We start from the raw sequence: 13,166 nt of genomic DNA, 5'->3' as shown, positions 1-13,166 counted from the left end.
ATTCTTGCGGATCGAAATCGATGCGAGACGTGCGTTCATGAAGATCAAAGACCTGGCGGGATCGAACTTCCCGGAACTTTCGGCGCAACTGGGCGGCGCTGCCGCCGATATCGACGTTGCCGGACTGACGGCCGATAGTCGGCAGGTTCAGCCAGGGGATCTCTTCGTCGCAGTTACCGGCAGCAAGGCCAATGGCAGCACCTATATTGCCGACGCGCTGAAGCGCGGCGCGGTCGCCGTCGTCACCGAAGCGGGCTCGGACGCCGATGCCTCGTCGGCGCCGGTCCTGAAGCTCTCTGAGCCCCGCGCTTTCCTGGCGCGCGCCGCTGCCGCCTTCTATGGCCGCCAGCCGGAAACCATGGTCGCCGTGACCGGCACCGCCGGCAAGACCTCGGTCGCCTCCTTCACCCGCCAGATCTGGGCGCATTCGGGCTTCGCGGCCGCGATGATCGGCACGACCGGTGTCGTCGCTCCAGGCCGCAACGATTACGGCTCGCTGACGACGCCCGACCCGGTGTCGCTGCACAAGCTCTTGGCCGAGCTTGCCGATGCCGGCGTCACCCATGCGGCGATGGAAGCCTCCAGCCATGGCCTCGACCAGAGCCGTCTCGACGGCGTTCGCCTTTCGGCCGCCGCCTTCACCAATCTCGGTCGCGACCACATGGACTATCATCCGACGGTCGAGCACTACATGGCCTCCAAGATGCGGCTGTTCAATGCCCTGCTGCCGAAGGGTGCGCCGGCGGTGATCTTTGCCGACGACCAATGGTCGGACCAGGCGATCGCCGCTGCCCGCAAGGCGAAGCTCGATGTGCGCACCGTCGGCCGCAAGGGCGATTTCATCTCGCTGAAGCGCGTCGAGCACTTCCGCCACAAGCAATCGGCCGAAGTGCATGTCGGCGACGACATCTTCGAAGTCCACATTCCGCTCGCCGGCGATTTCCAGGTGGCCAACGCTTTGGTCGCGGCGGGTCTCGCCATGTCGACCGGCATCAGCGCCAAGGCGGCCTTCTCGGCGCTTGAAAAGCTGCAGGGCGCCTCCGGTCGCCTCGAGCTGGTCGGCCAGACCAAGGATGGCGCGCTCGCCTATGTCGACTACGCCCACAAGCCGGATGCGCTCGAAAACGTGCTGGCCTCGGTGCGTCCGTTCACCACCGGCCGCGTCGTCGTGGTCTTCGGCTGCGGCGGCGACCGCGACAAGGGCAAGCGCCCGATCATGGGCGAGATCGCGACAAGGCTTGCCGATGTGACGATCGTGACCGACGACAATCCGCGTTCGGAAGTTCCCGAGGGGATCCGCGCCGAAATCATGACTGCTGCCAAGGGCGCAATCGAGATCGGCGACCGCGCCCAGGCGATCCGCACGGCGGTCGGCATGCTGAAGACCGGCGACACGCTGATCGTTGCCGGGAAGGGACACGAGGAGGGCCAGACGGTCGGCTCCGTGACGCTGCCCTTCTCGGATCATGCGGAGGTCCGCAAGGCATTGGGAGGCTTGTGATTTGAACTGGCTCTGGACAAGCAGCGATCTCCTGGCCGCGATGAACGGCCGGCCGGTTGGCAACCTGCCCGAGGGCATCTCGGGTATTTCGATCGATAGCCGTTCGATCGGCAAGGGCGAAGCTTTCTTCGCGATCAAGGGCGATCGCGTCGATGGCCACGACTATGCCGGCATTGCGCTCGCCAATGGCGCGGCGGTGCTGGTCGTCAGCGAAGGCAAGTTGCCGGCGCTCGGACGCCTCAACGCGCCGATGATCGTCGTCGACGACGTGCTCGAAGCGATGATCCGGCTGGGTTGCGCGGCGCGCGACCGCAGCGCCGCCAAGATCATCGCCGTCACCGGTTCGGTGGGCAAGACGACGACCAAGGAGATGCTGCGCCATGTGCTCAAGCCCCAGGGCCGCGTGCATGCTTCGGTCGCATCCTTCAACAACCACTGGGGCGTGCCGCTGACGCTCGCGCGCATGCCCGAGGCAACCGACTTCGGCATCTTCGAGATCGGCATGAACCATCCGGGCGAGATCCGGCCGTTGACTGCCATGGTCCGTCCGCATGTGGCCATGGTGACGAGCATCGCCGCCGCCCACCTCGGCAACTTCAAGAGCCTCGATGAGATCGCCGAGGCCAAGGCCGAGATCTTCGAAGGTGTCGTCAATGGCGGCCATGCGCTGATCATTCACGACAGCCCTCAATACAAGCTTCTGGAAAATGCCGCGGCTACGGCCGGCGTCAGCCACATCCATTCCTTCGGCGCCAATCCCAAGGCCGAATTCCGCCTGGTCGAATTCAGTGGCGGTCCGGAAGGCTCCATTCTCTGGGCCGGCATCGGTGGTCGGACGCTGGAGGTGGCGATCGGCGCGCCCGGACGGCACATTGCCGAGAACGCGGTGGCCGTTCTGGCAGCGGTGAAGCTTGCCGGCGGCGATCTCGACTATGCGGCTTCGGCCCTTGCGACCATGCAGGCGGAAACGGGCAGGGGGCGACGCCATACGCTAGTGATCGGCACCGGCACGCTGAAGGTGATCGACGAGAGCTACAATGCCAATCCGAGCTCGATGCGGGCGGCGATCGCGCTCCTGCGCGACAGCGAACCGCCGGTCGGCGGCCGCCGCATCGCCGTGCTCGGCGACATGCTGGAAATGGGCGAACACGCCGTCGAGGTGCATGCCGCACTCGCCCGTCCGCTCGTCGAAGCCGGTATCACCGATGTCTGGCTTGCCGGACCTTTGATGGCGCATCTGCGTGATGCGCTGCCGCCCGAGGTCTCCGTGATCTATCGCGAGAGCGTCGAGGACCTGAAGACGTATGCGCTGGCCGCCGTCGCGCCCGGCGATGTCATCATGATCAAGTCGTCGAAGGGGACCGGCTGCGCCAAGATCGTGCAGGCGCTGATCGAGACCTATCCGGCAGCGGATACCGAGGGACCTGAAGCCGAGGAATAAGCCGGCGACACCACCCATGATGGGCGCGGTGGATACAGCCTGGGGTTAGGTGGGCGCGCCCGAACACTTCGCATGCTGCTGCATACCTCCTTAAATCGGAATCGATTTAGGGGAAAAATTATGCAGCGGATCAAATTGTTACAGCGACCTTTGCGCGTCTAGTTAGACGCGCGGCGCTGTAATGCGTATCGTTTTTCAGATGATTCTGTTGGACGACGTCTATTGCTAAACCTTTGGGGAAAGGTCCCTTATGCTCATTTGGCTCGTGGAACTGGCGGACCACTTTCAGTTTTTCAATCTTTTTCGCTACATCACCTTCCGCACCGGCGCGGCGCTCTTCACCTCGGCCATGATCGTCTTCCTGTTCGGCCCTGCGATGATCGCTTCGCTGCGCATCCGCCAGGGCAAGGGCCAGCCGATCCGTGCCGACGGGCCGCAGACGCATTTCAAGAAGGCCGGCACGCCGACCATGGGCGGCCTGATGATTCTGGCCGGCATCGTCGTCTCGTCGCTGCTCTGGGCCGATCTTTCCAGCGTCTATGTGGTCTCGACCCTGCTCGTCACCCTCGGTTTCGGCGCCATCGGCTTCTATGACGACTACCTCAAGGTCACCAAGCAGTCGGACAAGGGCTTTTCCGGCAAGGCGCGCCTCGGCTTCGAATTCATCATCGCAGCGATTGCGGTGTTCTTCATGATGCAGGCTTCGCTTTCGAGCGGTACCGCCGGCTCGACCTTCGGCTCCTCGGTCACGTTCCCCTTCTTCAAGGACCTGGTGATCAATCTCGGCTATTTCTTCGTGCTGTTCGGTGGCTTCGTTATCGTCGGCGCCGGCAATGCCGTGAACCTGACCGACGGTCTCGACGGCCTTGCGATCGTGCCGGTCATGATCGCCGCCGCTGCCTTTGGCCTGATCGCCTATCTCGCCGGCAACGCGGTCTTTGCCAACTACCTGCAGATCCATTTCGTGCCTGGCACCGGCGAGCTTGCCGTCATCCTCGGCGCCGTCATCGGCGCCGGCCTCGGCTTCCTCTGGTTCAACGCGCCGCCGGCGGCAATCTTCATGGGCGATACCGGGTCGCTCGCACTTGGCGGCCTGATTGGCACCGTTGCCGTTGCCGTTAAGCACGAGATCGTCATGGTCATCATCGGCGGCCTCTTCGTGATGGAAACCCTGTCGGTCATCATCCAGGTGTTCTGGTTCAAGCGCACCGGCCGTCGTGTCTTCCTGATGGCGCCGATCCACCACCACTTCGAAAAGAAGGGCTGGACCGAAAGCCAGGTTGTGATCCGTTTCTGGATCATCGCCGTCATCCTGGCGATGGTCGGCCTCTCCACCCTCAAGCTGCGGTGAGCGGACGATGATCCCGGTCTCCACATTCAGCGGCAGGAAGGTCGCTCTTTTCGGGCTCGGCGGCTCGGGGCTCGCAACGGCGCAGGCGCTGGTCGCGGGTGGCGTGGACGTCACCGCCTGGGACGATAACCCGGACAGCGTCGCCAAGGCTTCCGCCGCCGGCGTGCCGACGGCGGACCTGCGCACGGTCGAGTGGTCCGGCTTTGCCGCCTTCGTGCTTTCGCCGGGCGTGCCGCTCACCCATCCGAAGCCGCACTGGACGGTGGATCTCGCCCATGCTTCGGGCGTCGAGATCATCGGCGACGTCGAGCTCTTCGTGCGCGAACGCCGCGCGCATGCGCCCGATTGCCCGTTCATCGCGATTACCGGCACCAACGGCAAGTCGACGACAACGGCGCTGATCGCGCATATCCTGAAGGAAAGCGGTCGCGACACCCAGCTCGGCGGCAATATCGGCACGGCGGTTCTGACGCTCGATCCGCCCAAGGCCGGCCGCTTCTACGTGGTCGAGTGCTCGTCCTACCAGATCGATCTGGCGCCGACTCTCAACCCGAGCGCCGGCATTCTCCTGAACCTCACGCCCGACCACCTCGATCGCCACGGCACGATGCAGCACTACGCCGACATCAAGGAGCGGCTGGTCGCCGGCAGCGGCACGGCCATCGTCGGCGTCGACGACACCTTCTCGGCCCTGATCGCCGACCGGGTGGAGCGCGCGGGCACGAAGACGGTCCGGATCTCGCGCCGCCATGTGCTTGCCAATGGTCTTTATGCCGAAGGCTCGCGCATCCTGAAGGCAGAAGGCGGCACGTCCCGCCTGTTCGTCGATCTCGACGGTATTCAGACTTTGCGCGGCGGCCACAACGCCCAGAACGCGGCGGCTGCCATTGCCGCCTGCCTCGCAGTTGGCGTCAGCGCGGTGGAGATCCGCGACGGGCTGAAGAGCTTCCCCGGTCTCAAGCACCGCATGCAGCCGGTCGGGCGTAAGGGCGCGGTCGTGTTCGTCAACGACAGCAAGGCGACCAATGCCGACGCGGCAGCGCCGGCGCTTTCGAGCTATGAGCGCATCTACTGGATTGCCGGCGGTCTACCGAAGGAAGGGGGCATCACGACGCTTGCGCCCTTCTTCCCGAAGATCGTCAAGGCCTATCTGATCGGCGAGGCGGCGCCTGCCTTTGCGGCGACGCTCGGCGAGGCGGTTCCTTACGAAATTTCGGGCACGCTGGAGCAGGCGGTGGCGCATGCGGCCGCAGAGGCAGGCAAGGACGAAGCCGGCCCTTCGGCGGTGATGTTATCCCCGGCTTGCGCAAGCTTCGACCAGTATAAGAACTTCGAGGTGCGCGGCGATGCGTTTGTCGGCCATGTGCGCGCGATCGATGGCGTGACGATGCTGATTTAGTCCGTCACCGTCAGGCTGGTGCTGAAGGCACCGGTCGAAACGGAAGCGGGTGCAGGTATTCGGACGTGGGGCGCAAGAGGCGCCGGAGAAGGGGACTGACAAGATGGTAAGCCGAGCCGAACGTGGCCCCGTGGCCGACTGGTTCTGGACGATCGACAGGTTCTTTCTGGCGACCTTCATCCTGTTGATGGGCGTCGGCTTCATGCTGTCCTTCGCCGCAAGCCCCGCCGTCGCCGAGCGCATCGGCCTCGACAGCTTCCACTTCGTCAAGCGTCACGCGCTCTTCCTCTTGCCGTCACTGGTGGTGATGGTCGGTATCTCCTTCCTCTCGCCGCGCCAGGTCAGGCGCGCTGCGATCCTGCTTCTCGGCGGCTCGCTCGCGATGATGGTGCTGGTGCTCTTCATCGGCGAGGAGGTGAAGGGCTCGATGCGCTGGCTTTCCATCGCCGGCATCTCGATCCAGCCCTCGGAATTCATGAAGCCGGCCTTTGTCGTCGTCTGCGCCTGGCTCTTCTCCGAACATGCGCGCCAACCGGAAATCCCCGGCAATCTCTTTGCCATCCTGCTCTTCGGCATCGTCGCAGCGCTTCTCGTCGCCCAGCCCGACCTTGGCCAGACGATCCTGACGACCGCGGTCTGGGGCGGCATGTTCTTCATGGCCGGCATGCCCTGGCTGTGGATCATCCTGCTCGGCGGTGCTGCGCTCGGCGGTTTCTTCGTCGCCTATACGATGCTGCCGCACGTGGCGGCCCGTATCGACAAGTTCCTGACCGGCGAGGGCGACACCTTCCAGATGGATACCGCACGCGAGGCGATCATTCGCGGCGACTGGTTCGGCCGGGGTCCTGGCGAAGGCATCGTCAAGCGCATCATCCCGGACAGCCATACCGACTTCGTCTTTTCCGTTGCGGCCGAGGAATTCGGCATCGTCTTTTGCATGGTCATCGTGCTGATCTTCGCCTTCCTGGTGATGCGCGGCCTCAACCATGCCTTCCGCGAACGCAACGACTTCAACCGGTTCGCCGTTGCCGGCCTGGTTCTCCAGATCGGCATCCAGTCGATGATCAACATCGGCGTGAACCTCGAACTGCTCCCGGCCAAGGGCATGACCCTGCCGCTGATCTCCTATGGTGGCTCGTCCATGGTGGCGATCTGCGTCACTGCCGGCTTCATCCTGGCTTTGACTCGTCACCGTCCGGAGAAGCGCGCCGTGGAGCGCAGCCTGTTTCGGTCCGGCATTGGTGTGCCGGCGGAGTAAAACATGACTAAAGGCATCATCCTGCTCGCCGCCGGCGGTACCGGCGGCCACCTGTTTCCGGCGGAGGCGCTGGCCCACGAACTGAAGGCCAATGGCTATTCGGTCCATCTCGTCACCGACAGCCGCGCAGAGCGTTATGCCGGCAAGTTCCCGGCCGACGAGGTGCATGTCGTGCCCTCGGCGACGATCGGCTCGAAGAACCCAATCAGTGTTGCGAAGTCGCTCTGGACGCTGTGGACCGGCATGCGCGCCGCGCGCAAGCTGATCGCGCGGCTTAAGCCCAAGGCCGTCGTCGGCTTCGGCGGCTATCCGACCGTTCCGCCGCTGCTTGCCGCAACCGGCATGGGCGTGCCGTCGATCATCCATGAGCAGAATGCCGTCATGGGCCGGGCCAACAAGGCGCTGGCTTCGCGCGTCAAGGCGATCGCCGGCGGCTTCCTGCCGGAAGGTACGGGCGCCTTTGCCGCGAAGACCGTGACAACCGGCAATCCGGTGCGCCCGGCCGTGCTGGCCGCCGCCAATTCGCCCTATGCCGCCGCCAGCGGCGACGCGCCGTTCCATCTTGTCGTCTTCGGCGGCAGCCAGGGCGCGCAATACTTCTCCAAGGCGGTCCCGCAGGCGATCTGCCGGCTCGAGGACGACGTTCGCCAGCGGTTCAAGGTCACCCAGCAGGCGCGCCCGGAAGACAGGGACGGCGTGATCGCCACTTACGAGAAGCTTGGCGTACCGGCCGAGGTCTCGCCGTTCTTCACGGACATGGCCGAGCGCATCGCCGGTGCCCAACTCGTCATCTGCCGCTCCGGCGCCTCGACGGTTTCCGAGCTTGCGGTCATCGGTCGCCCGGCGATCCTGGTGCCCTATCCCTATGCGCTCGACCACGATCAGGCGGCCAATGCCGCAGCACTCGCCGCCAAGGGTGGCGCGCGGGTGATCGCTCAAGGTGAACTCACGGCCGACCGCCTTGCAGGCATCCTCAAGGATGCGATCGGCAACCCGCAATCGCTCGCCCAGATGGCGGCAAACGCCCGGGAAACCGGCAAGCCGGACGCAGCAAGCTTGCTTGCATCCCTCGTAGAGGCTATTGCCAGCGGTTTGACAGTCGAGAAATTCAGGGAAACACGCTCATGAAAATGCCGAAAACCATCGGGCTGGTCCATTTCATCGGTATCGGCGGCATCGGCATGAGCGGCATCGCCGAGGTCCTTCACAATCTCGGCCACCGCGTGCAGGGTTCCGACCAGGCCGACAGCGCCAATGTGCAGCGCTTGCGCGCCAAGGGCATCGAGGTCTTCGTCGGCCACAAGGCCGAAAATCTCGGCGACGCCGAAGTGATCGTCGTTTCGACCGCAATCAAGAAGGACAATCCGGAACTGATCGTCGCCCGCGAGAAATTCCTTCCCGTCGTGCGTCGCGCCGAAATGCTCGCCGAGCTCATGCGCTTCCGCAACGCGATCGCGATCGGCGGTACGCATGGCAAGACGACGACGACTTCCATGGTTGCGGCGCTGCTCGAAGCCGGCAATCTCGACCCGACGGTCATCAACGGCGGCATCATCAATGCCTATGGCACCAATGCCCGCATGGGCGAGGGCGAGTGGATGGTGGTGGAGGCCGACGAATCCGATGGCACTTTCCTGAAGCTGCCGGCCGATGTGGCCGTCGTCACCAATATCGACCCCGAACATCTCGACCACTACGGCAATTTCGACGCGGTGCGCGCCGCCTTCCGACAGTTCGTCGAGAACGTGCCGTTCTACGGTTTCGGCGTGCTCTGCCTCGATCATCCGGAAGTGCAGACCATGGTCGGCAATATCGAGGACCGCAAGGTCGTGACCTACGGCGAGAACCCGCAGGCCGACGTGCGTTTCCACAACATCCGCATGGAGAACGGCACCTCGATCTTCGACATCGAGATCCGCCGTCGCCGCACCGGTCAGGTGATCCCGATGAAGGATCTGCGCCTGCCGATGCCCGGGCGCCACAACGTATCGAACGCGACTGCGGCGATTGCGGTTGCGCAGCGCCTCGGCATCAGCCCGGAAGCGATCGCCAGGGGGCTTGCCTCTTTCAGCGGCGTCAAGCGCCGCTTCACGCTGACCGGCGAATGGAACGGCGTGCGCGTCTATGACGACTACGGCCACCATCCGGTCGAGATCAAGGCGGTCTTAAGGGCCGCGCGCGAGGCCTGCCAGGGGCGAATCATCGCCGTGCACCAGCCGCATCGCTACTCGCGCCTTTCGAGCCTGTTCCAGGAATTCTCCGCCTGCTTCAACGATGCCGACACGATCCTGATCGCGCCGGTCTATGCGGCCGGCGAAGAAGCGATACCGGGCGCGACGGCCGAGGAGCTGGTGGATCGCATCAAGGCCGGCGGCCATCGCGACGCCCGTTACGTCTCCGGTCCGGAAGCGATTGCCCCGGTTGTCAGCAAGATTGCACAGCCCGGCGATTTTGTGGTTCTCTTGGGGGCTGGCAGCATCACCTACTGGGCGGCTGCCCTGCCTAAGGAACTCGCGGATATTTCAGGAATTTGAGCATGAAACAGGTCAACGGTCAGAAACTACTGGAATCGCTCGGAAGCGGTGTCAGCGCTGTGCGCGGCCGCATCACGCCCGACGCGCCGATGGATCGCGTCACCTGGTTCCGCGCCGGCGGCCTTGCCGAGCTGATGTTCCAGCCGCACGACACGGATGATCTCGTCACCTTCCTGAAGCTGGTTCCGGCCGAAGTGCCGGTCATGGTGGTCGGTGTCGGCTCGAACCTGCTCGTGCGCGACGGCGGCATTCCCGGCGTTGTCATCCGCCTCTCGGCCAAGGGCTTCGGCGATCTCGAGCTCGTCGGCGAAAATCGCATCAAGGCCGGCGCCATCTGCCCGGACAAGAACATCGCAGCCATGGCGCTCGATCACGGCATCGGGGGATTCTACTTCTTCTACGGCATCCCCGGCTCGCTCGGCGGCGCACTGCGCATGAACGCCGGCGCCAACGGCACGGAGACCCGTGAGCGTGTCGTCGAAGTCCATGCCGTCGACCGCCAGGGCAACCAGCATGTGCTGTCGAATGCCGATATGGGCTACGCCTATCGCCATTCGTCGGCACCAAAGGATCTGATCTTCACCCACGCGGTCTTCGAAGGTTACGCCGAGGACAAGAACAAGATCCGCACCGACATGGATGCGGTGCGTCAACATCGCGAAACGGTCCAACCGATCCGCGAAAAGACCGGCGGTTCGACCTTCAAGAACCCGGAGGGCCACTCGGCCTGGAAGTTGATCGACGAAGCCGGGTGCCGGGGGCTCATGGTCGGCAGCGCGCAGATGTCGCCGCTGCACTGCAATTTCATGATCAATACCGGCCAGGCGACCGGCTACGAGCTCGAATATCTCGGCGAAACCGTGCGCCAGCAGGTGCTCGAACATTCGGGTGTACGGCTCGAATGGGAAATCAAGCGCATCGGCACCTTCATGCCGGGCTACGAGATCAAGGAATTCCTCGGCCGCGGCATCGCCTGAACGGTTGGGTTGCGAGAGATGAATGGGAAGGGCCGCGGCGGAAGCGCTGCGGCCCTTTTGCTTTCAGGCGAATGCGCGTTCCTCACTCTCCGTCATGCTCGGGCTTGACCCGAGCATTCATGCTCCGCCCAACATACGGGTGGCCCGGGCGTGGATCCTCGGGTCAAGCCCGAGATGACGGCAGGTGGGTGGGGCAACGGGAGAGGACATTCCTCCTCGGCCCCATCCCCAATCACAAAGAGCCGCAGCGTTGCCGCTGCGGCTCTTCTTGTTTGTGGTCAGCCGCGCGCTGCGCAGCCAAACAGATCTCAGGCCGAAACCTCGTCTTCCGTCGACAGCACGAGGCAAAGCAGCGTGATGGCGGCGGCGGCCAGCAGGTAGTAGCCGACGTAATCCAGGCTGTAGTTGGTGGCGAGCCAGGTGGCGATGTAGGGCGCCAGAGACGCGCCGAAGATGCCGGCGAGATTAAAGGTCATGGACGCGCCGGTGTAGCGCACCGAGGTCGGGAAGGGGGCGGCAAGCGCTGCGCCGATCGGGCCGTAGGTGAGGCCCATGAGGCCGAGGCCGATGATCGAGAACAGGAAGGCGCCACCGATGCCGCCGGCCAGCAGCGGTGCCATGAAGAGGCCGAAGACGCCGATGCCGATGGTGGTGACGATCAGGATCAGGCGGCGGCCGAACCGGTCCGAAAGGATGCCGGCGACCGGGATCATCAGGCCGAAGAAGACGACGCCGGTCATCTGTACGACGAGGAACTGCTCGCGCGAGTAGCCGAGCTTTGCCGTGCCCCAGGAGAGCGAGAACACCGTCATCAGATAGAACAGCACGAAGGTCGCGAGCGCCACGAAGGTGCCGAGCACGAGGCTGCGCTTGTGGAAGCGGAAGATCTCGGCGATCGGAACCTGCACGCGCTCGTGCTTGTCTACCGCCTTCTGGAACTCCGGCGTCTCGGTGATCTTCAGCCGGACATAGAGGCCGACGGCGACCAGCAGGATGCTGGCGATGAAGGGCACGCGCCAGCCCCAGGCGAGGAAGGCTTCATTGCTCATGACTTCGCCGAGGATCAGGAAGGTGCCGGCCGACAGGATGAAACCGATCGGGGCGCCGAGCTGCGGGAACATGGCGTACCAGCTGCGCTTGCCCTCGGGCGCGTTTTCGGTGGCGAGCAGCACAGCGCCACCCCATTCGCCGCCGAGGCCGAGGCCCTGGCCGAAACGGCAAAGGGCCAAGAGCAGGGGCGCTGCGACGCCGATCGTCGCATAGGTCGGCAAAAGGCCGATCACGACGGTAGATATGCCCATGGTCATCAGTGCCGCCACGAGCGTCGCCTTGCGGCCGACCTTGTCGCCGAAATGGCCGAAGATGACGGCGCCGAAGGGGCGGGCGAAGAAGGCAATCGAGAAGGTCGCGAAGGACTGCAGCATTGCCGAGGTCGGGTCGGCGGTCGGGAAGAACAGGTGCGGAAAGACCAGCACTGCGGCGGTGGCGTAAACGTAGAAGTCGAAGAATTCGATGGTCGTGCCGACGAGGCTTGCGAACAGCACCCGGGCAGGGGAGTTCACTGCCGCGTGCTTCGACGCATTGTCCTTCGGCGACAGGGAGGTTGTCGCGTCTGTCATTATGATGGTTCCTGATATGGATTTCATACCGTCTTGGGAGGCGGTTGAGGGCTATTAACGCAAGTTTCGGCATGACGAAACCCTGAAACCGTAAGAAATGCGAACGATATCGGCGTCATGCGCAGCATTATTCCGCTGGTGCATGGCTCTCTGCGGCAGAGGTTGGGGCTGCCTGTTCCTTGGGCAATATATTGAGCTGCGCTTGGTCGATTTCACCTTTTGCGCGCGTTTGACATCGCCTCACAACCCATCTTGACCGGAATCAAATTGTGGCAAACTCTGGGCACTTGAAGCGATCGGCTTCGTTTTTCAGGAGCGAATGCATGTTCAAAAGGCTTTCTGCGGAATTTCTGGGTACATTCTGGCTCGTTTTCGGCGGTTGCGGCAGCGCGGTGCTGGCGGCTGCCTTTCCTGAGGTCGGCATCGGCCTGCTCGGCGTTTCTTTTGCTTTTGGTCTCACCGTACTCACCATGGCCTATGCGGTCGGCGGCATCTCCGGTGGACACTTCAATCCGGCCGTTTCGGTTGGGCTGATGGTCGCCGGCAAGTTTCCGTCCCACAAGCTCGTCGGCTACGTTGTCTCCCAGGTGCTGGGCGCGATCGCCGCTGCCGGCGTGCTCTATCTGATCGCCAGCGGCAAGGCCGGTTTCCAGCTCGGCGGTTTTGCCGCCAATGGCTATGGCGAACATTCGCCGGGCGGCTATTCGCTGACATCAGCGCTCGTCGCCGAGGTGATGCTGACCTTCTTCTTCCTGTTCATCATTCTCGGCTCCACCCATGGCCGCGTGCCGGCCGGCTTCGCGCCGATCGCCATCGGCCTGGCGCTCACCCTTATTCACCTGGTCTCGATCCCGGTGACGAACACTTCGGTCAACCCGGCCCGCTCGACGGGGCAGGCGCTCTTCGTCGGCGATTGGGCGCTGGCACAGCTATGGCTGTTCTGGGTGGCGCCGATCGTCGGCGCGGCAATCGCCGGCATCGTCTGGAAGATCGTCGGCGACGACGACTAATCCCTCATCGCATCGTCAGATTGGAGCCCGCCGCCTCGTTTGCGGCGGGTTTTTCATTTTTTTCGCTTGTTACGCA

General features: G+C 63.9%; 10 protein-coding genes. 9 read left to right on the top strand and 1 reads right to left on the bottom strand.

Annotation, left to right across the window (positions count from 1 at the left end):
• The first annotated feature begins 37 nt into the window (after nt 1-37).
• The 8 genes from AC070A_RS02660 to murB all read left to right on the top strand — a co-directional run bounded on the left by AC070A_RS02660 (nt 38) and on the right by murB (nt 10,461).
• Nucleotides 38-1,501 carry a UDP-N-acetylmuramoyl-L-alanyl-D-glutamate--2,6-diaminopimelate ligase gene (locus AC070A_RS02660; protein ID WP_057254378.1) on the top strand — a complete coding sequence of 488 codons (1,464 nt, stop codon included), beginning with the start codon at nt 38-40 and terminating at the stop codon, nt 1,499-1,501.
• A gap of 1 nt (nt 1,502) precedes the next feature.
• Entirely contained in the window at nt 1,503-2,942 is a 1,440-nt protein-coding gene (locus AC070A_RS02655) for a UDP-N-acetylmuramoylalanyl-D-glutamyl-2,6-diaminopimelate--D-alanyl-D-alanine ligase (protein ID WP_057253464.1), read from the top strand.
• Nucleotides 2,943-3,192: 250 nt separating this feature from the next.
• Complete coding sequence (gene mraY / locus AC070A_RS02650) at nt 3,193-4,293, top strand: phospho-N-acetylmuramoyl-pentapeptide-transferase (protein ID WP_057253465.1); 1,101 nt, start codon at nt 3,193-3,195, stop codon at nt 4,291-4,293.
• Between the two features lie 7 nt (nt 4,294-4,300).
• A complete protein-coding gene (gene murD, locus AC070A_RS02645; RefSeq protein WP_113737690.1) occupies nt 4,301-5,692 on the top strand; it encodes a UDP-N-acetylmuramoyl-L-alanine--D-glutamate ligase in 1,392 nt (463 codons plus the stop codon).
• A gap of 103 nt (nt 5,693-5,795) precedes the next feature.
• A complete protein-coding gene (ftsW, locus tag AC070A_RS02640; RefSeq protein WP_057253468.1) occupies nt 5,796-6,950 on the top strand; it encodes a putative lipid II flippase FtsW in 1,155 nt (384 codons plus the stop codon).
• A 3-nt stretch (nt 6,951-6,953) separates the two neighbouring features.
• Nucleotides 6,954-8,078 carry an undecaprenyldiphospho-muramoylpentapeptide beta-N-acetylglucosaminyltransferase gene (murG, locus tag AC070A_RS02635; RefSeq protein WP_057253470.1) on the top strand — a complete coding sequence of 375 codons (1,125 nt, stop codon included), beginning with the start codon at nt 6,954-6,956 and terminating at the stop codon, nt 8,076-8,078.
• The gene (gene murC / locus AC070A_RS02630; RefSeq protein WP_057253472.1) at nt 8,075-9,484 is read left to right on the top strand and encodes a UDP-N-acetylmuramate--L-alanine ligase; all 1,410 of its coding nucleotides are present in this window, start codon (nt 8,075-8,077) and stop codon (nt 9,482-9,484) included. Before murG ends, murC begins: the two co-directional genes overlap by 4 nt.
• Nucleotides 9,485-9,486: 2 nt before the next feature.
• On the top strand, nt 9,487-10,461 hold the full coding sequence (murB, locus tag AC070A_RS02625; RefSeq protein ID WP_058321243.1) for a UDP-N-acetylmuramate dehydrogenase: 975 nt from the start codon (nt 9,487-9,489) through the stop codon (nt 10,459-10,461).
• Between the two features lie 308 nt (nt 10,462-10,769).
• Here the strand turns inward: murB and AC070A_RS02620 are convergent, their stop codons facing one another.
• Complete coding sequence (locus tag AC070A_RS02620) at nt 10,770-12,080, bottom strand: MFS transporter (RefSeq protein ID WP_057253476.1); 1,311 nt, start codon at nt 12,078-12,080, stop codon at nt 10,770-10,772.
• 323 nt (nt 12,081-12,403) lie between these two features.
• On the opposite strand from AC070A_RS02620, the gene aqpZ reads away from it, so the two are divergent.
• On the top strand, nt 12,404-13,090 hold the full coding sequence (gene aqpZ / locus AC070A_RS02615; protein WP_057253478.1) for an aquaporin Z: 687 nt from the start codon (nt 12,404-12,406) through the stop codon (nt 13,088-13,090).
• Nucleotides 13,091-13,166 lie beyond the last annotated feature (76 nt).

This window comes from Ensifer sp. GW101-20A05 (assembly GCF_059424735.1).
This window is presented reverse-complemented; position numbering and strand designations above follow the sequence as displayed.

Excerpts from the sequence above, each read along its gene's own strand:
- AC070A_RS02660 (WP_057254378.1), top strand. The coding sequence starts at position 38 with ATGAAGATCAAAGACCTGGCGGGATCGAACTTCCCGGAACTTTCGGCG.
- mraY (WP_057253465.1), top strand. The coding sequence starts at position 3,193 with ATGCTCATTTGGCTCGTGGAACTGGCGGACCACTTTCAGTTTTTCAAT.
- murD (WP_113737690.1), top strand. The coding sequence starts at position 4,301 with ATGATCCCGGTCTCCACATTCAGCGGCAGGAAGGTCGCTCTTTTCGGG.
- ftsW (WP_057253468.1), top strand. The coding sequence starts at position 5,796 with ATGGTAAGCCGAGCCGAACGTGGCCCCGTGGCCGACTGGTTCTGGACG.
- murG (WP_057253470.1), top strand. The coding sequence starts at position 6,954 with ATGACTAAAGGCATCATCCTGCTCGCCGCCGGCGGTACCGGCGGCCAC.
- murC (WP_057253472.1), top strand. The coding sequence starts at position 8,075 with ATGAAAATGCCGAAAACCATCGGGCTGGTCCATTTCATCGGTATCGGC.
- murB (WP_058321243.1), top strand. The coding sequence starts at position 9,487 with ATGAAACAGGTCAACGGTCAGAAACTACTGGAATCGCTCGGAAGCGGT.
- AC070A_RS02620 (WP_057253476.1), bottom strand. The coding sequence starts at position 12,080 with ATGACAGACGCGACAACCTCCCTGTCGCCGAAGGACAATGCGTCGAAG.
- aqpZ (WP_057253478.1), top strand. The coding sequence starts at position 12,404 with ATGTTCAAAAGGCTTTCTGCGGAATTTCTGGGTACATTCTGGCTCGTT.